The sequence below is a fragment of the Sphingobacterium sp. UBA2480 genome (assembly GCF_002341965.1).
In the GTDB taxonomy this organism is placed as follows: Bacteria; Bacteroidota; Bacteroidia; order Sphingobacteriales; family Sphingobacteriaceae; genus Sphingobacterium; species Sphingobacterium multivorum.
The window spans coordinates 309,230-335,106 of sequence record NZ_DDPA01000002.1 but is presented as its reverse complement, the minus strand read 5'-3'; the positions used below and the strand labels follow the sequence as shown (position 1 = coordinate 335,106).

Annotated in this window: 24 protein-coding genes; 18 read left to right on the top strand and 6 right to left on the bottom strand. The window is 39.6% G+C overall.

The window, feature by feature from the left end; genetic code table 11:
- Positions 1-113: 113 nt before the first annotated feature.
- The 6 genes from B3600_RS05750 (at position 114) to B3600_RS05725 (ending at position 9,829) form a co-directional block, all read left to right on the top strand.
- Positions 114-338 (top strand): helix-turn-helix domain-containing protein, encoded by a 225-nt coding sequence (locus B3600_RS05750; RefSeq protein ID WP_070566237.1) that lies wholly within the window; start codon positions 114-116, stop codon positions 336-338.
- A gap of 204 nt (positions 339-542) precedes the next feature.
- Positions 543-2,984, top strand: a complete 2,442-nt coding sequence (locus B3600_RS05745; RefSeq protein WP_286752358.1) for an ABC transporter permease — start codon at positions 543-545, stop codon at positions 2,982-2,984.
- Positions 2,985-3,011: 27 nt separating this feature from the next.
- Entirely contained in the window at positions 3,012-5,459 is a 2,448-nt protein-coding gene (locus B3600_RS05740; protein WP_286752357.1) for an ABC transporter permease, read from the top strand.
- Positions 5,460-5,714: 255 nt separating this feature from the next.
- Positions 5,715-8,117 (top strand): ABC transporter permease, encoded by a 2,403-nt coding sequence (locus B3600_RS05735; protein ID WP_286752356.1) that lies wholly within the window; start codon positions 5,715-5,717, stop codon positions 8,115-8,117.
- A 103-nt stretch (positions 8,118-8,220) separates the two neighbouring features.
- Positions 8,221-8,880 carry an ABC transporter ATP-binding protein gene (locus B3600_RS05730; RefSeq protein WP_159332739.1) on the top strand — a complete coding sequence of 220 codons (660 nt, stop codon included), beginning with the start codon at positions 8,221-8,223 and terminating at the stop codon, positions 8,878-8,880.
- Between the two features lie 97 nt (positions 8,881-8,977).
- Positions 8,978-9,829, top strand: coding sequence for a transglutaminase-like domain-containing protein (locus tag B3600_RS05725; protein WP_312194325.1), 852 nt, complete (start codon positions 8,978-8,980; stop codon positions 9,827-9,829).
- 8 nt (positions 9,830-9,837) lie between these two features.
- On the opposite strand, the gene B3600_RS05720 is transcribed toward B3600_RS05725, so the two are convergent.
- Complete coding sequence (locus tag B3600_RS05720) at positions 9,838-10,998, bottom strand: hypothetical protein (protein WP_286752355.1); 1,161 nt, start codon at positions 10,996-10,998, stop codon at positions 9,838-9,840.
- A 178-nt stretch (positions 10,999-11,176) separates the two neighbouring features.
- On the opposite strand from B3600_RS05720, the gene B3600_RS05715 reads away from it, so the two are divergent.
- The 12 genes from B3600_RS05715 (at position 11,177) to B3600_RS05660 (ending at position 21,229) form a co-directional block, all read left to right on the top strand.
- Positions 11,177-11,827 (top strand): epoxyqueuosine reductase QueH, encoded by a 651-nt coding sequence (locus B3600_RS05715; protein WP_070566227.1) that lies wholly within the window; start codon positions 11,177-11,179, stop codon positions 11,825-11,827.
- A gap of 102 nt (positions 11,828-11,929) precedes the next feature.
- On the top strand, positions 11,930-12,466 hold the full coding sequence (locus tag B3600_RS05710) for a YceD family protein (protein WP_046672268.1): 537 nt from the start codon (positions 11,930-11,932) through the stop codon (positions 12,464-12,466).
- 14 nt (positions 12,467-12,480) lie between these two features.
- The gene (rpmF, locus tag B3600_RS05705; RefSeq protein WP_046672269.1) at positions 12,481-12,672 is read left to right on the top strand and encodes a 50S ribosomal protein L32; all 192 of its coding nucleotides are present in this window, start codon (positions 12,481-12,483) and stop codon (positions 12,670-12,672) included.
- 106 nt (positions 12,673-12,778) lie between these two features.
- On the top strand, positions 12,779-13,717 hold the full coding sequence (gene plsX / locus B3600_RS05700; RefSeq protein WP_046672270.1) for a phosphate acyltransferase PlsX: 939 nt from the start codon (positions 12,779-12,781) through the stop codon (positions 13,715-13,717).
- A 7-nt stretch (positions 13,718-13,724) separates the two neighbouring features.
- Positions 13,725-14,714, top strand: coding sequence for a beta-ketoacyl-ACP synthase III (locus tag B3600_RS05695; RefSeq protein ID WP_046672271.1), 990 nt, complete (start codon positions 13,725-13,727; stop codon positions 14,712-14,714).
- A 74-nt stretch (positions 14,715-14,788) separates the two neighbouring features.
- Positions 14,789-15,268, top strand: a complete 480-nt coding sequence (gene accB, locus B3600_RS05690; protein ID WP_046672272.1) for an acetyl-CoA carboxylase biotin carboxyl carrier protein — start codon at positions 14,789-14,791, stop codon at positions 15,266-15,268.
- A gap of 73 nt (positions 15,269-15,341) precedes the next feature.
- The gene (gene accC, locus B3600_RS05685; RefSeq protein WP_046672273.1) at positions 15,342-16,697 is read left to right on the top strand and encodes an acetyl-CoA carboxylase biotin carboxylase subunit; all 1,356 of its coding nucleotides are present in this window, start codon (positions 15,342-15,344) and stop codon (positions 16,695-16,697) included.
- A gap of 76 nt (positions 16,698-16,773) precedes the next feature.
- Complete coding sequence (gene tatC, locus B3600_RS05680; protein WP_070566223.1) at positions 16,774-17,634, top strand: twin-arginine translocase subunit TatC; 861 nt, start codon at positions 16,774-16,776, stop codon at positions 17,632-17,634.
- A gap of 12 nt (positions 17,635-17,646) precedes the next feature.
- Positions 17,647-18,093: a ribose 5-phosphate isomerase B gene (gene rpiB / locus B3600_RS05675; RefSeq protein ID WP_046672275.1), complete on the top strand. Its 447-nt coding sequence runs from the start codon at positions 17,647-17,649 to the stop codon at positions 18,091-18,093.
- Positions 18,094-18,272: 179 nt separating this feature from the next.
- Entirely contained in the window at positions 18,273-19,847 is a 1,575-nt protein-coding gene (locus tag B3600_RS05670; protein ID WP_159332736.1) for a M28 family peptidase, read from the top strand.
- A 154-nt stretch (positions 19,848-20,001) separates the two neighbouring features.
- A complete protein-coding gene (locus B3600_RS05665) occupies positions 20,002-20,934 on the top strand; it encodes a J domain-containing protein (protein ID WP_286752354.1) in 933 nt (310 codons plus the stop codon).
- A 4-nt stretch (positions 20,935-20,938) separates the two neighbouring features.
- Positions 20,939-21,229, top strand: coding sequence for a chaperone modulator CbpM (locus B3600_RS05660; protein WP_046672278.1), 291 nt, complete (start codon positions 20,939-20,941; stop codon positions 21,227-21,229).
- Between the two features lie 23 nt (positions 21,230-21,252).
- On the opposite strand, the gene B3600_RS05655 is transcribed toward B3600_RS05660, so the two are convergent.
- The 5 genes from B3600_RS05655 to B3600_RS05635 form a co-directional block, all read right to left on the bottom strand.
- Positions 21,253-22,143, bottom strand: a complete 891-nt coding sequence (locus tag B3600_RS05655) for a hypothetical protein (protein WP_112373758.1) — start codon at positions 22,141-22,143, stop codon at positions 21,253-21,255.
- A 16-nt stretch (positions 22,144-22,159) separates the two neighbouring features.
- Positions 22,160-23,893 (bottom strand): energy transducer TonB, encoded by a 1,734-nt coding sequence (locus B3600_RS05650; RefSeq protein ID WP_286752353.1) that lies wholly within the window; start codon positions 23,891-23,893, stop codon positions 22,160-22,162.
- Positions 23,894-23,924: 31 nt separating this feature from the next.
- Complete coding sequence (locus B3600_RS05645; RefSeq protein WP_046672281.1) at positions 23,925-24,293, bottom strand: BlaI/MecI/CopY family transcriptional regulator; 369 nt, start codon at positions 24,291-24,293, stop codon at positions 23,925-23,927.
- 150 nt (positions 24,294-24,443) lie between these two features.
- Positions 24,444-24,848 carry an alternative ribosome rescue aminoacyl-tRNA hydrolase ArfB gene (arfB, locus tag B3600_RS05640; protein ID WP_070566211.1) on the bottom strand — a complete coding sequence of 135 codons (405 nt, stop codon included), beginning with the start codon at positions 24,846-24,848 and terminating at the stop codon, positions 24,444-24,446.
- Positions 24,845-25,564: a DUF1003 domain-containing protein gene (locus tag B3600_RS05635; protein WP_070566208.1), complete on the bottom strand. Its 720-nt coding sequence runs from the start codon at positions 25,562-25,564 to the stop codon at positions 24,845-24,847. The genes arfB and B3600_RS05635 overlap by 4 nt, the downstream gene beginning before the upstream one ends.
- Between the last annotated feature and the right edge of the window lie 313 nt (positions 25,565-25,877).

Here is a 25,877-nt window from a genome sequence, read left to right as displayed (position 1 = left end):
TTATTCCATACAAAGAAATAGAAATAATTTAAAAATTTAAAACATTTGTATAAATAAAAATAACATTTTGTATATTTATCTATACAAAAAAAAGAGCATACTAAATCATAACTATGACAAAACTAGGTGAATTTTTAGAGAAGAAATCCGTTAATAAATCGCGAATTGCGCGAAAAACGGGTTTAAGTAAGGCAAGAATCAATGAGTTAACGATGACCGAAACGGCCAAATTACGTTTGGATGAAATGTACCTGATTGCATTGGCTATTGATACAGATCCAGCTAAAATGATGTTCGAATTATGTGATCATCTCCAGTTGAAAGAGATTGAAGAGTAAGCAATTCTCCATTTTTCGCCAGTGCTTAGCTCGTCTGTGCGATACTGAACGCCAAACTGTTCGATATCGTACAGACGAACTTTTCAATTTTAAAACAAGAAACTAATTATCAACACATTAGCAAAATGGCAACGCAATTGATTTCAGCTTAAACGCCTGTTTTGATTATAAATACCAATCATTCAGGCGTTAAAAAATTCTGCTATGATAGGAAATAATCTCAAAATAGCTTGGCGGAATATGGCAAAAAACAAGCTATATTCATTCATCAAGATTGGCGGCTTTGCCTTTAGTATTGCCATCTGTATTCTTATTGTTTTATATATAAAACATGAGACGAGCTATAATAAGTTTTATCCGGCGATGGATAGAGTTTACCGTTTGGTCGTTCAGTTACCTATTGAGCATAAAATCGAGCGCTGGGTTTCACTTTCTGCCCCTGTGGCGCCGACCCTGAAAGCAGAAATCCCGTCCGTTGAGCAAACGGGACGCATTCTACCAAACCCTTTATTCGGTGCGGGCAGTAACCAATTGTCATTAAATAACAGCCCTGATAGCCATTATGATGATGGATTTGTCTATGTCGATCAGTCCATTCTCGACATGTTTCCTATGCCCATGGTTTCGGGCCAGCTGTCCCACGCACTTGACAAGCCCAACACATTGGTAATCACCAGAAGCAAAGCCGAAAAATATTTTAAAAATAATCCAATTGGACAAACGATCTATCTCAACAACAATAAGTCGAAAGCCTATACCATCACTGGGGTAATTGAAGATATGCCCAACAATTCGACCCTTGCCGGTTATAGTTTTTTTATGTCGCTCGCTGGAGAGCCTTTTTATCAAGGTGAACAGACTGCTTGGCTCAATAACAATTATACCGTCTATGTCAAATTAAAACCCAACGTAAATGTTGCACTGGCAGAAAAAGAAATTTCAAAGAATTACTTAGAAATACATTATCTCCCTGAATATCTAAAATCTGGACGTAAACTTAATCCGCTTTTCAAGCAGGCAAAAATAACCCTACAGAATGCCCTCGATATGCATCTAAAATCTGCGGATGTAAGCGACGATAAAGTGAGTACATTGAACAGGGGGGATATTCGCATGGTTTGGACCTTCGCAACTATAGCCTTATTTATTTTGTTCATTGCCTGTATTAACTTCATCAACTTATCGACAGCAAATGCAGCAACAAGAGCAAAAGAAATTGGTATCCGTAAGACTATTGGCTCCTCCAGGAAGCTGCTTATTGGACAATTTCTTGTTGAAGCAATCTGTTATAGTGTACTGTCACTGATTATCGGGCTCTTTCTAAGCTGGCTACTACTACCCGTATTCAACCAACTAGCCAACAAATCCTTGACCATTCCCTGGATAGCGGCATACTTCTTTCCTTCTCTTTTGGCGGCTATATTGGTGATCGGCGTCCTTGCCGGAATCTACCCAGCATTGTACCTATCCAAATTTAAACCAATCACTGCACTGAAAAACAACGTCATTGGTGCCAAATCTTCGCTTTTTAGGAATAGTTTGGTTGTCTTTCAATTCGCAACCTCAATAATCCTTATCGTTGGCGCATTGGTGACCAATAAACAGATAAACTACATATTAGACAAAGATCTGGGATTTGACAAGGACCAAGTTGTTGTGCTTCGCGGAATTGGAACATTATCGAAACAGCTTCCAAGTTTAAAAAATGAGCTAAAAAGCCTCCCAGATGTTGCTTCAGTTTCCCTGAGTGATTTTCTCCCTGTACCCATCGATGGTGCCAAACGAAATGGCAATCCGTTCTGGATTGATGGTAGAAGAGATCTCGATATGGCTACACAGGGCCAATTTTGGGAAATCGATCAGGATTATCTGAGCACATTCGGTCTTCATTTAAATAAAGGACGAAATTTTGATCCCACGAGAGCCACCGATAGCAGTTCGGCTATTATCAATCAAAAGTTGGCCGACGAACTTCAATTAAAGAATCCCATTGGTGCAAAAATCACCAATGGCAATACCTGGACGATCATTGGCGTAGTAGATGATTTTATTTTTGAGTCGTTGAAGGAGAAGGGGTATGCAGGACTTTGTATGACATTACAAGGCAATCCTTCCCTACTCTCTATTAAGGTAAAATCGCAACATCTCAAAGAGACAATCGCTGATATCACAGCAGTATGGGACAAATTTGCACCAAATCAACAAATTAACTACAGCTTTTTGGACGAAGGTTTCGAGGCCCTTTATCAAGATGTGGAACGGACCAAGAATATATTTACTTGTTTCGCTCTTGTTGCCATTTTTGTCGCTGCACTCGGGCTTTTCGGCCTTGCAACTTATGTGACACAACAACGAACCAAAGAAATTGGCGTACGTAAGGTACTTGGAGCCAGTGCGATCAGATTACTCCGATTATTGTCTGGAGATTTTATAAAATTGGTGTTTGTAGCCTTGGTCATTGCCACACCTGTTGCGTGGTGGGCAATGAACCAATGGCTTACTGATTTTAACTATCGAATCGAAATAAATTGGCTATACTTCATTCTTGCAGGTATGAGTGCCATTTTAATTGCTTTAGGCACAATCAGCTATCAGACTTGGAAAGCCATTCGCGCCAATCCGGTGGATAGCCTGCGTGATGAATAAATACAAAAACCGTAAAAGAACTTTATTATGATAGGAAATAATTTAAAGATCGCTTGGCGAAATATGGCCAACAACAAACTTTACTCGATCATCAAGATCGGCGGGTTCGCTTTTAGTATTGCCATTTGCATTCTTATTGTACTGTACATTCGCCATGAAACCAGTTATGACAAAATGTATCCCGACATGGACCGTGTTTTCCGTCTTATCGTTTCGGCACCCGATGGTGATAAAGTGAGGCAAACCTTTGCCTTTCCTGCCCCAGCAGCTAAAACCTTGCAAGAGGAAATCCCAAGTGTAGAATTAGCCGGCCGCATTTTACCCAATACCTTATTTGGTGCCGGAAGCAATCTATTTACGGTAAATGGCCGCGCAGGGAATTACCTTGATAAAGGATTTGTTTATGTCGATCAGTCCATTTTGGAAATATTTCCACTTCCGGTCGTACAAGGACAGCTATCACATGCGCTGGACAAACCCAATGCGATAGTCATTACCAAAAGTAGGGCTGAGAAATATTTCAAAGGAAATGCTGTAGGGCAGACGATCTATCTCAACAATAATAAAAGTATTTTATATAACATAACGGCTGTCATCGATGATGTTCCGAACAATTCCAGTCTCTATGGTTACGAATATTTTATATCCCTGGCAGGTGAACCATTTTATCCGGGTGAACAAAACAATTGGGGCGCGACAAATTACATTACCTACGTAAAACTGAGGGAGAATGCAGATATTGCCAACGCACAGGGTAGCATTTCAAAAAACTATATTCAGGACCATTATATTCTGATTAATAAAAAAAATGGAATGAAAATATCGCCCGAAATGATGCAGTCAACCGTCTTACTTCAAAACGCCCTCGATATGCACCTGCGTTCTAAGAATGTGTCGGAATATGGCATGGCTACGCAATATCAAGGTGATATTAAGATGGTCTGGATATTTGCTGGCATCGCATTTTTTATTTTATTGATCGCTTGTATTAACTTCATCAACCTATCCACAGCGAATGCAGCAACGCGGGCAAAAGAAATCGGAATTCGCAAAACCATTGGATCCAATCGAAAGACACTGATTATCCAATTTATGACCGAAGCGATATGTTACAGTCTTATTTCACTTATTATAGGGTTATTATTAGCCTTCCTGTTATTACCACTATTTAACAATCTAGCCAACAAAGCGCTGTTTATACCGTGGACAGTGTGGTACTTTGTGCCTTCGCTGATTTTGAGCATGTTGTTCATCGGTATCCTCGCTGGCTTATACCCAGCGTTCTATTTATCAGGATTTCAGCCGATCAACGCATTAAAAAGCAAATCGGTTACGAATCCTAAATCTTCATTATTGCGCAATGGACTGGTTATTTTCCAGTTTGCAACATCTATTATATTGATCATCAGCGCACTCATTGCAAATCAGCAAATCAGTTTTATGCTTAATAAAGACATTGGCTTTGATAAGGATCAGGTCATTGTACTTCGTGGCGTAACGGGAATTGCCTCCCAGGCGAAAGAATTAAAAAATGAATTAAAAGCCATTCCAACAGTTCGTGATGTCTCTATTGGCGACTATTTACCGGTTCAATTGGATGGTGCAAAAAGAAATGGAAATCTTTTTTGGGCCAAAGGCAAGGAAGATCTTGAATTAGGTGAAGGTGGGCAATTCTGGAATATCGACGAAAGCTACCTTTCCACTTTTGGTCTGAAGCTAATAGCCGGCCGAAACTTCGATCCACATATCGCATCGGATAGTACAGGTGCTATTGTTAACAAAAGAATGCTTGCTGATTTAGGCATCAAAGGAAATCCCATTGGTACACAAATTACTAACGGCAGGACATGGACCATTATCGGTGTCGTCGATAATTTTATCTTTGAATCAATGAAAGATGAGGGCTACTACCCCGTTTGCATGACCCTTGCCAATAGTCCTTCCATGCTTTCTATCAAGACCAAATCGACGGACATGTCCAAAACATTAGCCGACATTAATACCGTTTGGAATAAGTTTTCGCCGAATCAAAAAATCGACTATAATTTCCTTGATGCCGGCTTCGCTGACCTCTATCAGGATGTCCAACGGACTAAAAATATCTTCAGCTGCTTTGCCTTTGTAGCCATTTTTGTTGCCGCCCTGGGACTTTTTGGACTAGCAACATATGTGACCCAGCAACGTACAAAAGAAATTGGTGTCCGTAAGGTTCTCGGTGCCAGTTCCATCCGATTACTCAAATTACTCTCCGGAGATTTCATAAAATTGGTCTTTGTAGCCTTAGTCATTGCTACACCTGTTGCATGGTGGGCAATGAATCAATGGCTGGCGGATTTCAATTATCGCATAGAAATCAATTGGTTCTACTTTGTTCTGGCAGGAATAAGTGCAATCTTAGTTGCTTTTGGGACGATTAGTTATCAAACTTGGAAAGTCGTCCGTGCCAATCCGGTCGATAGTTTAAGGGATGAATAAAGTCAGAAGATCTTAAAAATTGGTGTTTGTTGCCTTGGTAATTGCCTGCCTGTTGCGTGGTGGTCATTGAACCAATAGCTTAGGGGAATGAATGTTCGATTCTGGACGTAAACTGTTCGAAATCGAACATTCAAAAACAAAACAAAAACACGATAAGTTATTTATAATAAAACTATTACGACACTGGCAAGGGGATTGTAATTTTAATTGAGTGAAATAATTCTACTTGGTTTAAGCATACATATCCAGCGTAAGATGACAAAAAATGATTTCAAACTAGCTTGGCGTAAACTCTTAAAAAACAAAGGATTTACTCTTCTAAATATAATTGGATTGACCTTGGGTTTTACCGGTTTTATCCTTTCCTATCAATACATCAATCGAGAGACCAGCTACGATAAATGGAATCCACATTACAAGGATATCTACCAAATTGGCCTTGAAGCAGAAGGTGCATTTACGGACGAAACTTCACCTTCTCTGGCTCCATTGCTAAAACAGAATTTACCTGATATCGTCTATGCAGGTCGAAAAATAGTTTACAATTATGGAAGTTATCCCCTTTTTGGTGAAAAAACAGTCCTTATTAAAAATGCTGCACTGATTGACTCCTCAGCCGCACGAATCTTTCAAATCGAAAATGCGACCGGACCGCTCTACAAAAACAAGGATCAAAAGGATGCGACCATGGTCAAAAGCCATATTGCCGAACAACTATTCAAAAAAGAAGACTTAAATTTTGACAGCCCCCAGTCGATTCCAGCTATAAGCCTTGCTCTAGGTGTGCAGGAAACAATCTACGGTACAATCAAAGAGCAAGGTCTATCCATGATTGATTACGATCTCCTGTTTATCCGTGAACCGCAGGACCTTTTCGCCAATAATAATCCTTTTTTGTATCAAACTTATATTCAAGTACGTCCCGGTACGGATATCACGAAGTTGACCAATCGCATCAACGCGCTTTACCAGAAAGAAATTGCACCGAAAGATAAAATCCGCTCCTCCAGTTATGCCAAAGGGAGGATCTACCTAGACCCACTGTCCAACCTTCACCTTCGGCCAAAAACAGGAAGTAACACGGCTTATATCATCACGTGGATTATTGGTATTCTCTCCGTTTTGATCCTCTTACTCGCCTCTGCCAATTTTGCCAATATGATTATGGCACAAGCGGATCAACGCATTAAGGAACTCGCGCTCAAAAAAATATTGGGAAGCTCACGTTGGGCTATCGTCAGGCAATTGGTACTAGAAGTATTTATTCTGACTTTCAGTGCTGCAATTCTAAGTTTCGTTGCTTTGGCCCTCACAGGAAATATCCTCCAAAAATGGTTCAATGATGATCTTAAGGGCTATATTCTGCGTTCAGAAACAATCGTCCAACTTGCTATTGCCGTACTATTGACAACAGTTCTATCGGCAATATACCCAGCTATCGTACTCTCTGGCTTCAAATCCGTTAATCTCCTTAAAGGTGGACTGACTTCCATTCTCAAAAAGGGCACATTTCGAAACGCACTACTAACTTTTCAGATCAGTATGGCCATTTTATTTATATCGGGCATGCTGGTTATTAGGGCACAGCTAAATTATATGCAGCAGGCGGATAAAGGATTTGAACCTGCACAGGTTGTTAATTTCAAAGGTGTCGGTATGTATTACGACAATAAAATCGATGGTTCCTATCAACAACTAAAACGTCGGTTAGAGAATGATCCAAGTATTGCCTCAGTTGCATCAGCGACAAATATTCCAGGGGAAGGCGAACAACCTCCCAAAATGGATTTTTCCTATGCTCAAAAAAACGTTTCATTTGCACATGTCGGTATTGATCCTGGATATTTCAAGACGCTAAATATCTCCAGTATACAAGGAAACACCACTGTTTCAATAGATCAACTGCTTCACGATTCCTTGGCCAACTATGCGGTCATCAACGAATCTGCAGCCAAAAATTTAGGACTCGAAAACCCGATAGGTGCTAAAATCAAAGGCTGTGATGTCACCTTTGAAATTGTTGGCCTAGTCAAAGATAGTAAAGCTTATGGCTTTGAAAATGTAGTTCAGCCGAGCCTATATTCATTTAAAAACGAATGTGGTACTATGCGCTTTCAGACAACCCTCATGGTCAAAACAAAACCGGGAATGGTTGATCAGGCCATCAATACAGTCAAAGCAGAATGGTTGAAAAATCCATCCGCAAAAGATCTGCCTCTTGATTATTCTTTTATGGATGAGCAATATGCTTTACAGCACAAAAAACAGCACGAATTGCAGACTGCATTTAATAGTTTCACAAGCCTTTCGGTTATCATCGCGGCCTTAGGGCTATTTAGTATGGCGGCGTATCAGGCGGCATTACGAAAAAAGGAAATGAGCATCCGTAAAGTACTGGGAGCCTCGGTACAATTGCTCTTTATTCAATTGAACAAACCATTTTTCAAGCTCTTTTTAGTCGGGATCGGCATAGCCCTTCCAATAGCCTATCTACTCATGAATAAATGGCTTTCCAATTTCGCCTATCATATTCAGCTGTCCTGGTGGTCGTTTTTGATCCCAATATTTTGCATATTTATCCTCATATTGGTTTCCATCAGCTTCCAATCTATAAAAGTCGCAAAAACAAATCCAATAGATAGCCTGCGCGATGAATAAAAGATAATTTGAGCGGTAAAGGGCCCTATTCCCCAGTCGAACAGTAATTATGATGACTAATAAAAATATAAAACAAGAATATCTAAGATCTCAATACTAAAAAATGATACAATTAAAAAATTTATTCAAGTGGTATAACGTAGGTGGTACACGCTCATTCGTCCTTAAAGATGTAAGTCTCGATATTGCTGAAGGTGATTTTATCTCCATCATGGGACCATCAGGATCTGGAAAATCAACTTTATTAAATATTATCGGTATGCTTGATGAACCTGATGAGGGTGAATATATCTTTATGGGCGAGAATGTATTGGATATGAAAGCAAAGAAAAGAAACCAACTATACCAATCTCACATAGGCTATGTATTTCAAGCTTATCATCTCCTGGATGAATTGACCGTGTATGAAAATATCGAAACACCCTTGATCTATAAAGACATTTCAAGCAAAGAAAGAAAAGCTATTGTTGCCGATATGCTTGATCGCTTTGGCATTGTCGGGAAGAAGGATCTCTTCCCGGCCCAGTTATCCGGTGGCCAGCAACAGATTGTCGGTATAGCGCGTGCATTGGCGGGATCACCGAAGTTATTACTGGCCGATGAGCCTACGGGTAACTTAAATTCCAAACAAGGCGAAGAAATCATGGATTTATTCAAACAGCTCAACGATGATGGCGTTACAATTATACAAGTAACCCATTCTGAAAAGAATGCCGAATATGGTAAAAGAGTTGTCAATATGCTGGATGGTCAGCTCAAATAATTGTATGCCAATTTAACCTGGATAATCCCTACGCAGTACATCAATGACGGTAGGGATTTTTTTAGCTCATATCTCGAATCAATTAGTTAACTTCGTTATGATGAATGAGAGAGAGTTGAAATCGCTAATATCCCTGTTGGACGACACCGACCAACAGATTATTCAGGAAGTGGAGCACCAGTTAAAAAGCCAAGGTCCTGAGATTGTACCCTATTTGGAAAAATTTTGGGAGTCCAGCTTCGATCCTCACATACAGGGTCGATTAGAGAATATTATCCATGAAATTCAATTTGATCAGACCAAAAACGAATTACAGATTTGGAACCTGAGTAACTCATTCAATCTACTGGAAGGATTAATTATCCTCAATAATTATCAATATCCTTCTTATGAGGATCATAAGATTGTTTTAGCGATAGAAGATCTCAAAACTGAGGTATGGCGCGGTTTGCATTACGACATGAGCCCGCTGGAAAAAGTGAACCTGATGAATCATGTTCTTTTTGGCTCCTTCGGCCTAACAGGAAATACAAAGGATTATCATCATCCACAGAATTCCTATATTGGTCAAGTACTCGATACCAAACAGGGGAATCCTTTAACCCTATCCTGCATTTATAGTATCATTGCACAAAAATTGGACATTCCGATCTACGGTATTAATTTACCAAAGCATTTTGTATTGGCGTATATGGATTCGGATGAAGAAGGGAATGAAAATGTGCTGTTTTACATCAATGCCTTTAATCGTGGGCAGGTTATGCAAAAAAGCGATGTAAATTCATTTTTGAAGCAACTGAACCTCAATCCGGATAGAGAATTCACCTATCCCTGCGATAATGTGACCATCCTTAAACGAGCTTTGCGAAACTTGATGTCTGCCTACGAGGAACATGAAAGTTCAAACAAGCAACAGGAAATCAAAGCGCTTTTCCAGTTGCTTGCTTAAACTGCACGTTAGAAAATATTAGCTTCACGAGCATCTAAAAAGATATAATTCGGCGTCAAAGAGCCATAGGTTTTCGCTGCAATATCGGGTTTTATATTGCCTTCACCTAGCAATGGAAAACGCGAAATTGTACGATTCGTTAGATCAGAAACATAAAAGAATTTCCCTTGTTCCGTACGATCATCAATGGCTATCCCCCAAGGTTTTACTAAACCTGTATTAGCCCCACCGATGACGTAATCAGGCGCCACAGTTTTGTCCGTGCCTCCACTAAATAAGGTTTTTGGATCTTTGAAAAATAGCACTTCACTACCGGAAGTTACCGCCAACAAACCCTTTTTGGGTGCATAGGACACCGAGCCTAATCCCGTTTTACCATTGATATATACTTTCATCACTGGCGTAAATCTAGTGGAAGCTACAATGGTATCGCGAGGACGGTCGATGAGTTCTTGTTTGAGTTGAGAATATACAGCAAAACCACTTCTATTTTCTGTTCCTTCATTATTAAAACCAATCAGCACCAATTTCTCATTACTATCACTTGTATTGCTATTCAATAAAGTCAGTGAACTCGGAACCAGGTTCCCAAGGCTAATCTGTTTGTCAATGATTGGTGCTCCACCTTTTGATCCCACTTTTCCACTTGGTGTACTTATCGCATATAACATGGAATTACCTACTCCGCGATTTGTAACCGCCAGAAGAAATGGTGTTGTTACAGATCCAGATGTACCATTTTGTTGGGCATACGTATAATAGGCCAATCCCCTAACATTCGTAAAACCGCGGTATCCAATAGCACCTGCATTACCGGGAATTCCATAGATCTCATTGGCAAATGGAATCACCTGAAGAAAGGTATCCTGTGCCGTAACACTCGCCTGAAAGATAGCCCGGGCAGCAGCATCAAAAAGAATTGGTCCGCCCCCTTTTGCCGGAGAAAGATATTGATAGATATTATCTAAATTGGTCGTATCAGCCGGATCGATAATCATCATGTTTTTAAGCGCAGAATTGTTCTGGTCGTAATCCGAGAAAGAAACATATAATCTAGAGATCAAAGTAGCCCCCGTTCGTACAGGCTCATCATCCAGTTTCTTGCAAGAAGTAAAACCTATTACACTGGCAACGAATAGGATAATACAGGATTGAAACGAAAATTTCATATATTTTTTATTAAAAATAGCGTATTGCGTTAAACATACAAATCTACTAATATATGCAGAATATCAATGAATTTATATGATTCTTTTAGGGGCAAACCCGTATAAGTAAAACGGAAATATTTGTCAATCCGCTACTTTTTGATTAAAATTGCCTTTGTTTTTGTTAGCACATACGATTATGGAAAATAAGGAATTTGTAAGGGAGACGTTGACATTACCGGGAGAGGGCAAAAAATTACTTTTACACTCCTGCTGTGCTCCGTGTTCTGGAGAAGTGATGGAAGCACTCATTGCTTCGGATATCGATTTTACAATCTATTTTTACAATCCCAATATTCATCCCCGCAAAGAATATGATTTACGCAAAGACGAGAACATCCGATTTGCTGAAAAACATAATATCCCTTTTATTGATGCGGACTACGATGTTGATCATTGGTTTGATTTGGCCAAAGGGATGGAGCAAGAGCCTGAAAGAGGCATCCGTTGCACGATGTGTTTTGATATGCGTTTTGAAAAAACGGCTGAGTATGCGGCTGCCAATGGCTTTGATGTGATTTCAAGTTCGCTGGGTATCTCCCGTTGGAAAAACATGGAGCAGATCAATGATTGTGGTTTACGTGCTGCCTCCCGCCATGAAGGGATGGAGTATTGGACTTTCAACTGGCGTAAGAAAGGTGGTTCTGCCCGTATGCTTGAAGTCTCCAAAAAGGAGAAATTTTATATGCAGGAATATTGCGGCTGTGCTTATTCGCTACGCGATACCAACAAATGGCGTATGGCAAATGGGCGCGAAAAGATAGAGTTAGGCAAAAATTATTATGAATAAGTCCTGTTACTGGTGTATATGAAGCTTTGCTTCGGAATATTTGAAAAAATATTTCTATCCTAATGATTTTATACATACCTTTGCAGGCTCAAATGCAAGATTGTGAAACATCTAAAACAATACAGAATTCCCTTTTCGGGGCTCAACGCTGGAAAGCACAATTTTGAGTTTGACATTAATAAAAAGTTCTTTGACTGCTACGAACATTCGATTGTAAAAGATGGCAATCTGAAAGCAGAAGTTGAATTGCAAAAACAAGAAAATCTTTTGATTTTGCATTTTGATATCCAAGGCGAAATTCAATTGACTTGTGATACCTGCTTAAAAGAGTTTATGTCACCGATTTCAATTCAAGAACGAATATTAGTCAAATTCACGGATGAAGATTGGACAGATAATACCGAAGAGGTGTTGATCTTATCCAAAAGCGACCATGAGTTGGATATAGCTGAGTTATTATACGAATACATTAATTTAGCTGTTCCCTATATCGTCAAATGTGAAGAGCAGGGACAAGGCATACAATGTGATCCTGAGATGCTCGCGTTATTTACAAGCGAGCCTGATTCAGAGGAACAAAAAGAAGAAGAAATTATCGACCCACGTTGGGAAGCATTGAGAAATATTAAAAATAACTAAAACAAGAATACGAGATGGCACATCCAAAACGTAAAACTTCTAAATCAAGAAGAGACAAAAGAAGAACACATTATAAAGCTGAAGCTCCAAGCTTGACAGTATGTAAAGAAACTGGCGCAGTTCATTTACCTCACCGTGCATATACTGTAGACGGAAACTTGTACTACAACGGTAAATTGATCATTGAAAATACAGCTGTTGTCTAAGGTAAACCTTTCATAACACCAAAACATCCCAGACAAGCACTATTTTAGAAATTTGCTTTACTTTGGGATGTTTTTTGCGTATTATTGATTTACTAAATAATAACGGATGAAGATTGGTTTAGATATTTTAGGAGGAGATTATGCTCCTAAAGCAACGATAACAGGTGCTATTGAAGCACAAAAACAGCTTACTGGAGACCAAAAAATAGTCCTTTTTGGTAAAACTGAAGAGACTAAACAATTAATCAATCAAGCCGGAGGAAATTCATCTGACTTTGAATATGTGGAGGCTCCAGAAGTCATTGCAATGGGTGAACATCCAACCAAAGCAATAACTCAAAAACCCAACTCAAGTATTGCGAAGGGATTTGAATATTTAAAAAACAAAGAAATTGACTCATTCGCTTCTGCTGGTAATACTGGCGCCATGCTTGTGGGCTCAATGTTCAGCGTTAAAGCTATCCCAGGCGTATTACGCCCTGCAATAGCATCCATTGTTCCCAAATTAAAATCAGGCTTCGGAATCTTATTGGACGTCGGCGCTAATGCAGACTGTAAACCAGAGATGTTGAACCAATTTGCAATCTTGGGAAGTGTCTTTGCCGAACATGTGTTTAATGTATCCAACCCTAAAGTGGGATTATTGAATATCGGAGAAGAAGAAGAAAAAGGAAACATCCTAACAACCTCTACCTACCCCCTACTTAAAGCCAACGACAAGATTAACTTTATCGGAAATGCAGAAGGCCGTGACCTGTTCAGTGACCATGCCGACGTTTACGTCTGTGATGGATTTACAGGCAACGTCGTCTTGAAACTCGCAGAATCATTTTATGTAGTGACGTTGAAAAAAGGTTTTAAAGATGATTTCTTCGACCGATTCAACTACGAGCAGTACGGCGGTAGCCCGATCTTGGGAGTTAATGCTCCTGTCATTATTGGCCATGGTATTTCGACACCTGAGGCCATTAAAAATATGGTTTTATTTTCAAGAGATATGATCGAGTCTAAGTTCATTGACAGCATCAGATCTATTTTCAATTAGAGTATTTATGTCAAAGATTCACGCCGCAATCACGGCTGTAAATGGTTACGTTCCGGATTATATCCTTACTAACAAAGAATTGGAAACAATGGTCGACACCAACGACGAATGGATTGTTTCCAGAACGGGAATCAAAGAGCGTCGCATCTTAAAAGGTGAAGGTCTTGCTACTTCAGATCTTGCTGTACCTGCAGTGCAAGGTTTATTGAAAAAAAGAGGTATAGCTGCTACAGATATTGACCTTATTATCTTTTGTACAAGCACACCAGATATGCTGTTCCCTGCGACTGCAAATATTCTGGCCGATAAAATCGGAGCTACAAATGCATGGGGATTTGATCTTCAGGCGGCTTGTTCAGGTTTCTTGTTCGGTCTGAATACAGGAACACAATTTATCACTGCTGGCACTCATAAAAAAGTCCTTGTTATCGGTGCCGATAAAATGTCTTCGGTCATCAATTACCAAGACCGCAATACCTGTATCCTATTTGGTGATGGTTGTGGCTGTGTATTATTGGAGCCAAATGAAGAAGGCATGGGTATACAAGATGCTATTTTAAAAACCGATGGTTCCGGAGGACAGTTTTTGAATATCAAAGGTGGGGGTTCGCTGAATCCGGCGTCGCATGCAACTGTAGATGCAGGATTACATTACGCTTACCAAGAAGGTCGTACGGTGTTTAAATTTGCAGTAACCAATATGGCTGATGTAGCACATGAGGTTATGGTCAAAAATAACTTAAAGTCAGAAGATATTGCTTGGTTGGTGCCTCATCAGGCCAACAAACGTATTATTGATGCAACGGCAGAACGTGTGGGGCTTCCGGAAGAAAAAGTGATGGTGAACATTCAAAAATATGGAAATACCACCAGTGGTACTATTCCTTTATGCTTGTGGGAATGGGAATCTCAATTGAAGAAAGGAGATAATCTTATCCTTGCTGCTTTCGGTGGTGGTTTCACTTGGGGATCCATCTATTTAAAATGGGCGTATTAGTTGTCCATTTTATGGTATAATTTATTACTTTTGACAGTTAGAATTTTTTAGAAACAAACAAAACCTAGAATACTATGGGTATGGATATCAAACAAATTCAGGACTTGATTAAATTCGTTTCAAAATCAGGTGTGAATGAAGTCTCAATTGAAGAGCAAGATTTTAAAATTACAATAAAAACAAATCAAGAGCCTACGTACGTAACAGCTACTGTTCCTGCTGTTGCTCCAATTGCTGCTCCTCAAGTTGCACAAGCAGCGGCACCAGCTCCAGTAGCTAGCCCTGCAGCACCAGCCGCAAGCGCTGAAGCAAACTTGATCACAATCAAATCACCAATGATCGGTACATTTTACCGTTCGGCTGGACCTGGTAAACCATCTTTCGTCAATGTTGGTGATGATATCAATACCGGTTCTGTACTATGCATCATTGAAGCAATGAAATTATTCAACGAAATTGAATCTGAAGTTTCAGGTAAAATCGTTAAGATTTTGGTAGAAGACGCTCAACCTGTTGAGTTCGACCAACCATTATTCTTAGTTGAGCCTAAGTAATTTACAATTACGTAAATGAATACATGTAGCCTCCAAAGGGCTACATTTTTTGCAAACTTCATAATTCAAGACAATGTTCAAAAAAATATTAATTGCAAATAGAGGCGAGATTGCCCTGCGCATTATCCGTACCTGTCGTGAAATGGGTATCAAGAGTGTCGCAGTATATTCCACTGCCGATCGCGATAGTTTACACGTAAGATTTGCGGATGAAGCAGTTTGTATTGGTCCTCCACCGAGTAGAGACTCTTACTTAAACATTCCGAATATTATTTCTGCAGCTGAACTAACAAATGCAGATGCGATTCACCCAGGATATGGTTTCTTGTCGGAAAATGCTCGTTTCTCAGCTATCTGTGCAGAGTACGGTATCAAATTTATTGGTGCAACTGCAGAGCAGATCGAGAAAATGGGTGATAAATCCCGTGCAAAAGATACCATGAAAAAAGCTGGTGTTCCTACTGTTCCAGGATCCGATGGTTTGATCTCAAACGTAAAAGAAGGTATTACCTTAGCCAATGAAATCGGCTACCCAGTTATCATCAAGGCTACAGCCGGTGGTGGTGGCCGTGGTATGCGCATCATTTGGAAAGACGAAGAATTTGAACCAGCTTGGGATTCTGCGCGTGTCGAATCTGCGGCTGCGTTCGGTAACGACGGTATCTACCTTGAAAAATATGTAGAGGAACCGCGTCATATCGAATTCCAAATTGTGGGTGACCAATTCGGTACAGTATGTCATCTATCTGAACGTGACTGTTCGATCCAACGTCGTCATCAAAAATTGATTGAAGAATCGCCATCACCTTTTATGACTCCCGAATTGAGAGCTGAAATGGGAGAGGCTGCTGTTAAAGGTGCTAAAGCTGTAAACTATGAAGGTGCTGGTACAATCGAATTCTTGGTTGACAAACACCGCAACTTCTACTTTATGGAAATGAACACACGTATCCAAGTAGAACACCCGGTAACGGAAGAAGTCATCAACTTTGATCTGATCAAAGAACAAATTAAGGTGGCCGCAGGAATTCCGATCTCCGGAAAAAACTACGAACCAGGAATGCATGCGATCGAATGTCGTATCAATGCGGAGGATCCTTTTAACAATTTCCGTCCTTCACCAGGTAAAATCACCAACTTCCACTCACCAGGTGGACATGGTGTACGTGTAGATACACACGTTTATTCTGGTTACTCAATTCCGCCAAACTATGATTCTATGATTGCTAAATTGATCACCGTTGCGCAAACACGTGAGGAAGCAATTTGTACTATGGAACGTGCATTGAGTGAATTCGTCATTGAAGGGATCAAAACAACCATTCCTTTGCATTTGAGATTGATGCGCGACCCTAACTTTAGAGCCGGCAATTTCACGACAAAGTTTATGGAAACTTTCGACCTAACGGAATATCCTGCAGAAGATTAAATAAAATTATCTTTACATACATAAAAAATACCATTCTTTACAATAAGAATGGTATTTTTGTTTCCAAACAATTTTTATGAGTACACCTAATTCGAAAGATCTAATACAAGCTATTAAAGATAAAGGGAAGAATATAGAAGCGGAAATGTCTTTTTTTGACCACCTTGAGGTTTTAAGATGGCATTTGGTCCGTTCAGCAATTGCGATCTGTATCTTTGCAGGTATTGCCTTTACATTCTACGATTTCGTATTCAACGATATCATCATGGGGCCAAAGAATCTAAATTTTTGGACCTATCGCATGATGTGTAAAGCCGCAGATGCTTTCAATTTAGCGGACTTCTGTGTCAAGAAAATTCCTTTTAATATCATCAATACCGAACTAGCAGGTCAATTTATGCTTCAGATAAACTCCTGTTTATTGATGGCTTTGATGATGGGATTCCCCTACCTCCTTTTTGAAATTTGGTTATTTGTAAAACCAGCACTGACCGATGTGGAAAGACGGTCTGCACGCGGGTTTGTTTTTTACTCTTCTTTATTGTTTATTTTAGGAGCACTCTTCGGATACTACATCGTTGTACCCTTATCCATCAACTTTCTAGCCAACGTATCCCTAAGTGATGAGATCGTGAACCAGATTACCATTGATAACTACCTTTCTACGATAGCAACGTTAACATTGGGCTGTGGAATTGTTTTCCTACTCCCGATACTGGTATTTATTCTCTCGAAAATAGGCATTATGACCCCTGAATTTATGCGGGCCAGCCGTCGTTATGCAACTGTAATTATTTTAGTGATAGCAGCTATCATTACACCGTCTGCAGATATCATCACCATGTTGACCGTTGCGGCACCAATGTTCTTATTATATGAGATAAGTATCATGGTTTCGGCCGATGTCAAAAGAAAAAAATTAGCACAAGAAAAATAAAATAACAATAAAATGAGCAGCGTAAAGAAAATTGCGATTGGAAGTGACCATGCCGGCTTTGAATACAAAACAGCTTTGGTAAGCTTTTTGAATGAACTGGGTTATGAAGTAACAGACTTTGGAACAAACTCTCCAGATTCAGTTGATTATCCAGATTTCGCACACCCAGTTGCATCAGCAGTAGAAAATAAAGAAGCTGATGCTGGAGTCTTAATTTGTGGAAGTGCAAATGGTGTTGCTATCACAGCTAATAAACACCAAAATATTCGTGCTGCTATCTGTTGGTTGGAGGAAATTTCGGCTTTAGCCCGTCAGCATAATGATGCGAACGTCGTATGTATACCTGCACGTTTTATCGACCTTGACCTCGCTAAAAAGATCGTCAACACATTTATAAACACGGAATTCGAAGGTGGGCGTCACGCTAACCGCGTAAACAAAATAGCTTGTAGCTGTTAGGTAAATTAACATATTTTAAGAAGCGGATGAAAAGCAAATTACACTTTTCATCCGCTTTTTTTTATATATTGTGCAGATAACGACACCTGTTATATCAATCAAGGAGATGATACGCAGCTGATCTGGTTAATTAAATTACAAAATAAGGTACTGAAAGTCACACTAGTAAAAAATAAACAATGAAGAAAATATACAACCTGCTTTGGATAGCATGCGCTCTGATGAGCTGTGCAAATGCACAGGACATAAACAGTAAATATGCCGATGAAATCACGGTAGAATCTACCCAGAAGCATCTGCGCACTTTAGCTTCTGTCGATTTTGAAGGCCGAGGAACCGGCCAAAAAGGCGGACGTCTGGCAGCAGAATATATTGCCAATGAATTTAAAAAATATGGACTTAGTGCACCTGTCAACGGATCCTATTTCCAACCCCTGCAACTAATTCGCAACAGCTTTAAAGTAAAGCAATTTAGTATTAACGACAGGCCCTTCCAGCATGGTAAGGACATTTTCGTCATTGGCAACAACGAGAACAAATTCTTCGAAAGCAATGAAATCGTGTTTATTGGTTATGGCATAGATGATCCCAAGTATTCGGATATCTCGGGCTTGGATCTCCACAATAAGATCGTTATGTTGATCAATGAGAATGAGCCAACAGATGAGAAAGGAAATTCATGGATTAGCAGCAAAAAGACTGCTTCGGACTGGGCAACAACCCGAAATAAAAAAGTCAAAGAGATCCTTAAACACAATCCCAAAATGGTGTTAGCGATCAATAGTCAGCTGTCCCAACTTTTGGAGGATGCGGGAGACCGTGCTATTGAGGGTCGTTACAATTTGGCGGTGGACCAACCAGCGCCGGAAAAGTCGCCAATGATCCCTGTAGTCAACATTACAGACCATGCCGCAAATTATATACTAAACCTGGCGAGAACTAACCTTGCTACTGTTGTTGCAAAGATTAATCGTACGGGAAAACCTAATTCCTTCGTTATTTCAACAAATTTTAAAGCTGAGTTTGGCACCAATGCGGCTGCTTTAGCTGATCCAAACATTCTTGGCTATCTGGAAGGAACAGATAAAAAAGACGAAATCGTTGTGATCGGAGGCCACTACGACCACGATGGAATGGATTCCAAAGGCAATATCTTCTTTGGGGCCGATGACAATGCCTCGGGCACAACAGCCGTCCTTGAGTTGGCACGCGCTTTTTCGAAAGCTAAATCAACAGGAAATGGCCCACGTCGCAGCATTTTGTTCATCACCTATGCTGCAGAAGAAAAAGGTTTACTAGGTTCCAAATTCTATACAGAAAATCCGATATTTCCATTGAAAAACACCGTTGCTTGCATCAATATCGATATGATCGGCCGTGTCGACGACAAGCATCTCAAAGGCAATCATGATTATATCCACGCTATCGGTTCAGATAAATTGAGCTCCGAGTTATATGAGATCAATAAAAATGAGAATGAAAAACATACGAAACTGGAGATTGACTATATGTATGACAATCCAAAGGATCCTATGCGTTTGTACTATAGATCCGATCATTATAACTTTGCCAAGAAAGGTATTCCTTCTGTCTTTTATTTTTCGGGCCTGCATCCGGACTACCACACGCCTGCAGATACCTATGACAAGATCGACTTTCCATTAATGGTAAAACGCGAAAAGCTCGCATTTTACACGGCATGGCAAATAGCCAATAGGGAAAATCGCCTGGTCATCGACAGTAATAAAGAGTAAGGTCAAATTATCGGCTTTATCAAGGATTATTTTGTACAATATAAAAAGCAAGTAAATGATTGTTTACTTGCTTTTTTTATGTACTAAAATGACCTTTAGCATAAACCTTTTATTCACAATTATTGTTATCTTTAATACAAAACAAGTATAATTTATGGCTTTTGTAGATTACTATAAAGTGCTTGGCATTGATAAAACAGCTTCTGCTGATGACATCAAAAAAGCATATCGAAAACTAGCCCGTAAATACCACCCTGATGTCAACCCCAATGACAATGAGGCCAAACAACGATTTCAGGAGATTAATGAGGCAAATGAAGTATTATCCGATCCCGAAAAGCGCAAAAAATATGACCAATACGGTGAACATTGGCAACATGGAGAGGAGTATGAAAAAGCGCAACAACAATACCGCCAGTCACAATCTAACGGAGGAAATCCATTCGGCGCTGGAGGAAATCCATTTGGTGGTGGCGGTTCCCATGAGTACACTGGAAACTTTGATGATGGGCAATTCTCTGATTTCTTCGAACAGATGTTTGGTAGCAGACGCGGAGGAGGCCGCCAAAGTACATTCCGCGGCCAGGACCTTAATGCGGAGCTCAGCTTAACCTTACCAGAAGCTTACACGACACATCAACAGACCTTCAATATCAATGGAAAAAGTATTCGCATCACGATTCATGCTGGCGTGGAGGATGGTCAGAAGATCAAACTGAAAGGTTATGGCGGAGAGGGCATCAACGGTGGTCCAAAAGGAGATCTCTATATCACCATCAACATCACACCTGATGCCCGTTTTAAACGTCAGAGGAATGACTTATACACAACACTTGATATAGACCTCTATACAGCTATTTTAGGCGGTGAAGCAACCTTAGATACATTCGGCGGCAAAGTTAAACTGAAGATTAAAGCCGAAAGTCAAAATGGTGCAAAAATGCGACTTAAAGGAAAAGGATTCCCCTTGTATCGCAAAGAAGGTGAATTTGGCGATCTGTATGTCACATTGAATATTCAAATGCCCAATAATCTATCTGCCGAAGAAAAGGCCTTGTTCCAACAGTTGAAGGATTTAAAACACTAATCTTATGGAAACGACACTCATTAAAGTCATCGACTTCTGCCAGTCCAGAAAGGTTGAAACAACATTCCTGCAAACCATGGAGGAATACGGACTCATACATATTGTCATTCAACAAGAAGAACAATATATTGATGAAGAAGAGCTCCAAAAATTGGAACGCTTTTCAAATCTCTACTATGATCTTGAAGTAAATCCTGCCGGAATTCAGGTTGCCAGTCACCTATTGGAGAAAGTTGAACAGCTCCAAAATGAAATTTCACATTTAAAGAATAAATTGAAAGCCCTGGATTATTGATCCAAGGCTTTCAATTTATTTCGTTAGAATTCGACATCCCGCTCTGTATTCACCTTGGTCTGCCAAACAATCTTGTCCTGCAATGTGGTATATAGAATTTCATAATCCCCTTTACAAGTCACAAAGGAACCATAAAAATCACCAGGCTTCATCACGCGGTAAACAACCAGTTTTCGTTCTCCGCCAACTTCACCATAAGCTTTCATTAACATGTAACCTGTTTTATTCACCTTTTCTTCCGGAATTTTATAATCTAAATGCGAACGGCTACTACCATCATCAGGACATAAAATCTCTGTGCGGCTCGGGGTAAATTTATAACGATCGCGATACATAGCAACATTAGACATCACTACATCCTTCGCCCACGCGATATCGGTAAAATCCTCCGGGAAAAGAAAGATCAGCGACACCATTTTCTCTTGCCAAAGGCGCCCATTAAACGGAATTACAAAATGAAGCAGCTTTTGCCCCTTAAAAGTTGTAGTCGTATAAAAATATCGTCCCTCCTTATTTTGCTCCCGTTGAAAAGAACTTAAATCAAGTAGGTGATTTTTTTTCCCTTTTACATTTGGCGAGTTGTTGACTACAGCAAGCATGTCATACTGATATTTTCCTTCCAGATGTCCAGAAAACAAAACCTGATACGCGGTATCTGAATAGCGTAAATGGCGTAATACACGACGAAATCGATTGTCAACCTGCTTTGCATTAATCGGATTAGTCTTACCTTGCCAATTTTTATCCTCCATAATATCATCCCCGAGGAATACGGTAAGCTCTTTGTTAATATTAACAAAATACTCATCACCTTGTACAGCAAAACCGTTGGGAACCACTTTATAGGACTTACAGGAAGAAAGCATGGCCAAAACCACAATAAAATAGAAAATTTGAATGAATCTGCTCTGCATATTTATGATCTAATCTTTACTTCTTTAAATTTAAACGAATAGGCAATGTGTAAGCCACGCGTACCGGTTTACCGTTAACTAATCCCGGTTTCCATTTTTTCGCACCTTTTAGGAGCTCCAATGCCGCCTCTTTGGTTCCATAACCAAGATCTTTTTTCACATCAACATGGGATAAACTGCCATCCTTTTCGACAATAAAAGCCACTTCAACAATGCCATTAACCTCCCGTTTAATTGCTGCTTCCGGAAAAACAAAATTATCGCCTACCCAGATCATAAAAGATCGCATTCCCCCAATAGGTGTTGGTTGCACCTCAACTTTATCAAAAGTTACTAAATCGGACTGAAAATCCAATGAAAGATTCCAGCGGTCGCTCTCATCTTCCGTCCTTATCGATTTTACTTCCTTGAGTTGTTTTTCCGTCTCTTCACCAGATTCAGCGCCCGGGAATGAATGAGATGACATCCGGACCTTTCTGCCCAATGTGTCAGTTTCCTCCCAATAGTACGTCGTTTTTCCGCCAACGGTAACGGGTAAGGAAAGCAGCGATCGAACGACTTTCCTATTGACGATTGCAGGTTTCCATTTCCCACTTGCTTTTACAGCATTTTCCACAGCGGATGCCAAGCCATAGCCCAAATCATTCTTAGCCTTTATATGGCTCAACTCACCATTTTTCTCCACGATGGCTGTGATGACAATTACCCCGATCATATTATTTTTGATTGCTTCATCACTCACGTGGATTCTACTGCTCAATCCCATGACATACTTTTTCATTCCTCCAACTGGAATAGCCATGATCTCAGGATCTTTGTAGACCTTACTGTCTTCATTTACCTGTCCATTTTTCAGCTCCTCAGACTGGCTCGGCAATGTCTGCTCATCAGTCACAGTTAAGCCATTAACGCTTTCTTCTACATCCGCTACCATAGCCTTGGCCCTACTCGTATTAAAGACCAACGTAGACCCCGCTACCACCAATAACATGGGCAGCACAATCACATATAACAAGCGTTGTCTTTGTACAGATTTATCTTTAAATAACATCGTGATGCGCTGCTTTAAAAAAGAATGATTGGAAAACTCATGTGAAAAAGCCAATTGATCTGTACGTAATGCATGAGCAACCAGCATTTCTGCATAAGCCACTTTATCGGTCGAGCAAATTTCATCTACAATATACTCGTGTTGAAACCTTATTTCCTTTTGAAAGAAATACACAACAGGATTGAACCAATTGAAAATTTTAAGTAGCTCAATCAACAGTAAATCATAGGAATGTCCCTGCTCAGCATGAACCTGCTCATGCCATGCAATATTCTTCTTGTTTTTAATCGATTTCCCAATCACAACCCGATTAAAAAAAGAAAAACTCAGGTACTCAGGAGAAGAACGCAATACCCGAACAAGTTGCCTGATCCGTATCGCCAGGAAAAAAAAGGCGATTCCCACTCCTATCCAATAAATCTTGGCAAGAATATCCAACAGAAAAAGAGGTTTTTTTTCGATCGGGCTCCCGATTTCGACATCCATATATGTTCCTAAGTCGACCTGTGGAATATGATTGGAAATCATTTCCGTCTTGGGTAATTCAATAAAAATACCCACAGGAGCTAATAAGGAAAATACAACCATTCCAATCAGATAGATCCGGTTCCATTGAAAAAAAGTAAGTTTTCTAAAAATCAGTTTGTAGAGCACAAAACTGATAATCAATGAAATATTGACAATCAATAAGTAAATCATAATCAAAAAGTTTATAAAAGGGTATTGGTTGTTATTTATTACGTTCGATGATCGATAAGATGTCATCAAGTTCTTTGATGTCCAGCCTATTCTCTTCCAAAAAATAAGAGAGCATACGCTTGGGCGAATTGTCAAAATAATTCGTTAATAACTTTCCTGTGATACCTTTCTTATATTCCTCTTTTGAAATCTTTGGTAAATATTGATGACTTTTACCAAAAGATTCATGCCTTACAAAGCCCTTTGTTTCGAGAATACGAACGATGGTCGAGACCGTGTTATAGGCCGGTTTCGGCTCCGGAAGTCGATCAATAATTTCTTTGACAAAGCCACGGCCCATCTCCCAGAGCTCTTGCATAATCTGCTCCTCAGCTTTCGTTAACTCTTTAAAATCCTCCATAACTCCTCAGGAATAAAATAAATACCAGAATAATAAATCAATACACAAGTTATAACTAAAATCATAGTTTTACAACTAATAAATTAGTTTAAAATACAAAATACTGATAATTAAACAACTAATTTAAAACAACAAGTGATATTATCATCTTTATTCGTCGAAATTCTTTTTCCTTGAAGCTTTCAATTGAGACTGTTGTTTCTTTCGATCCAGTCTTTTCAGCACACTCGAATACGGAGTTTTGGTTTTTTTACGGGGTTTTGCTGGCACAAGTGCGCCTTCCACTATACGCTTAAAGCGATCGATTGCGATTTCTTTATTACGGATCTGCGACCGATCGATATCGCACTCCAATTGCAGTATTCCTTCTTTATTGATACGGTTTGCCAACGCGTTGAAAATCATTGCTTTTTCTTCAACAGAAGCAGCTGTGGATAGCGCAACATCCCACTGCAACAATACTTTCGATGACACCTTGTTTACATGTTGTCCACCTGCTCCACCCGATCTGGAAAACTTAAACGTAAGTTCTCCTATTACTCCTTCTAAATTCATTTATTTTTAAATGCTTCTTCTATTTTTTCCATCTTTTTTAATAGAAAGCTCAATTTTTCCACTTGATCCCGTTGTACTTCGACAAGTTCTTGTTCTTTGCGGATAATGAGATGATCTATTTTCTCATGCAATTCCCTGATTTCGAGTTCAGCCTTTAAGTTGACCATATAGTCATTTCTTGCACGTTCACGATCCTTATCTTCCTGTCTGTTTTGACTCATCATAATAACTGGAGCTTGCAAAGCAGCTACACAGGACAAAATCAGGTTCAGTAAAATAAAGGGATAAGGATCAAAGCCTTTATTATTTAACCAAAAGATATTGGCCGCAATCCAGACAATCAAAAATAAGACAAAGGAAATAATAAAGGTCCAGCTTCCGCCAAACTCAGCCACTTTATCGGCAACCCGGTCTCCTACGCTGACTGGCTCCATATTATCTCCATCCAAACTTGCGCTGATCACTTTATTTTCCTTAAAACTGTTGATGACCTGCTGATCCAATTGACTTAACTGTCCAGACTCATCTTTCAGAAATTCGGCGATATAAGTTTCTTTAAATCGTGTCAACTCACTTGCGGCGATATACTTGTCCTTACTAAAACCTGGATATTCCTTTTTTATCAGCTTAAAAATGGGTTGTCGGATTGAAGCCCCCAAAATACGTTGTTCCGAAGGAAATTGCTGTCCTGAAATATCACTTATAAAGTTATCCATATACCGATTTAATATCTATTTAAAGATAGTGCTTTTTAACCAATCAAAAAATTCACAAAACTATGGCAATTGGTTTTTGTTATTTTACGCATAAATAGACGAAATTTGCAACACAAAATTCAGGAATAAGCATCTTCAATTTACCTTGTTATCATAAAGTAAAATAAGAGGGCAATTGTCAAGCTAAAGAACTTCGTCGGTGCCACATGAATGAATAGCGTTTGTATGTAATGGACATTGCGAGTCTTGAACAACGACAATCAAAGTACTAACACGAGGTTCCCGGGAGCCTTTTAACAAAAAATAAACAGCG

What these genes read in the sequence shown, in the direction of transcription:
- B3600_RS05750 (WP_070566237.1), top strand. Translation starts at nt 114, where the DNA reads ATGACAAAACTAGGTGAATTTTTAGAGAAGAAATCCGTTAATAAATCG.
- B3600_RS05745 (WP_286752358.1), top strand. Translation starts at nt 543, where the DNA reads ATGATAGGAAATAATCTCAAAATAGCTTGGCGGAATATGGCAAAAAAC.
- B3600_RS05740 (WP_286752357.1), top strand. Translation starts at nt 3,012, where the DNA reads ATGATAGGAAATAATTTAAAGATCGCTTGGCGAAATATGGCCAACAAC.
- B3600_RS05735 (WP_286752356.1), top strand. Translation starts at nt 5,715, where the DNA reads ATGACAAAAAATGATTTCAAACTAGCTTGGCGTAAACTCTTAAAAAAC.
- B3600_RS05730 (WP_159332739.1), top strand. Translation starts at nt 8,221, where the DNA reads ATGATACAATTAAAAAATTTATTCAAGTGGTATAACGTAGGTGGTACA.
- B3600_RS05725 (WP_312194325.1), top strand. Translation starts at nt 8,978, where the DNA reads ATGATGAATGAGAGAGAGTTGAAATCGCTAATATCCCTGTTGGACGAC.
- B3600_RS05720 (WP_286752355.1), bottom strand. Translation starts at nt 10,998, where the DNA reads ATGAAATTTTCGTTTCAATCCTGTATTATCCTATTCGTTGCCAGTGTA.
- B3600_RS05715 (WP_070566227.1), top strand. Translation starts at nt 11,177, where the DNA reads ATGGAAAATAAGGAATTTGTAAGGGAGACGTTGACATTACCGGGAGAG.
- rpmF (WP_046672269.1), top strand. Translation starts at nt 12,481, where the DNA reads ATGGCACATCCAAAACGTAAAACTTCTAAATCAAGAAGAGACAAAAGA.
- plsX (WP_046672270.1), top strand. Translation starts at nt 12,779, where the DNA reads ATGAAGATTGGTTTAGATATTTTAGGAGGAGATTATGCTCCTAAAGCA.
- B3600_RS05695 (WP_046672271.1), top strand. Translation starts at nt 13,725, where the DNA reads ATGTCAAAGATTCACGCCGCAATCACGGCTGTAAATGGTTACGTTCCG.
- accB (WP_046672272.1), top strand. Translation starts at nt 14,789, where the DNA reads ATGGGTATGGATATCAAACAAATTCAGGACTTGATTAAATTCGTTTCA.
- accC (WP_046672273.1), top strand. Translation starts at nt 15,342, where the DNA reads ATGTTCAAAAAAATATTAATTGCAAATAGAGGCGAGATTGCCCTGCGC.
- tatC (WP_070566223.1), top strand. Translation starts at nt 16,774, where the DNA reads ATGAGTACACCTAATTCGAAAGATCTAATACAAGCTATTAAAGATAAA.
- rpiB (WP_046672275.1), top strand. Translation starts at nt 17,647, where the DNA reads ATGAGCAGCGTAAAGAAAATTGCGATTGGAAGTGACCATGCCGGCTTT.
- B3600_RS05670 (WP_159332736.1), top strand. Translation starts at nt 18,273, where the DNA reads ATGAAGAAAATATACAACCTGCTTTGGATAGCATGCGCTCTGATGAGC.
- B3600_RS05665 (WP_286752354.1), top strand. Translation starts at nt 20,002, where the DNA reads ATGGCTTTTGTAGATTACTATAAAGTGCTTGGCATTGATAAAACAGCT.
- B3600_RS05660 (WP_046672278.1), top strand. Translation starts at nt 20,939, where the DNA reads ATGGAAACGACACTCATTAAAGTCATCGACTTCTGCCAGTCCAGAAAG.
- B3600_RS05655 (WP_112373758.1), bottom strand. Translation starts at nt 22,143, where the DNA reads ATGCAGAGCAGATTCATTCAAATTTTCTATTTTATTGTGGTTTTGGCC.
- B3600_RS05650 (WP_286752353.1), bottom strand. Translation starts at nt 23,893, where the DNA reads ATGATTTACTTATTGATTGTCAATATTTCATTGATTATCAGTTTTGTG.
- B3600_RS05645 (WP_046672281.1), bottom strand. Translation starts at nt 24,293, where the DNA reads ATGGAGGATTTTAAAGAGTTAACGAAAGCTGAGGAGCAGATTATGCAA.
- arfB (WP_070566211.1), bottom strand. Translation starts at nt 24,848, where the DNA reads ATGAATTTAGAAGGAGTAATAGGAGAACTTACGTTTAAGTTTTCCAGA.
- B3600_RS05635 (WP_070566208.1), bottom strand. Translation starts at nt 25,564, where the DNA reads ATGGATAACTTTATAAGTGATATTTCAGGACAGCAATTTCCTTCGGAA.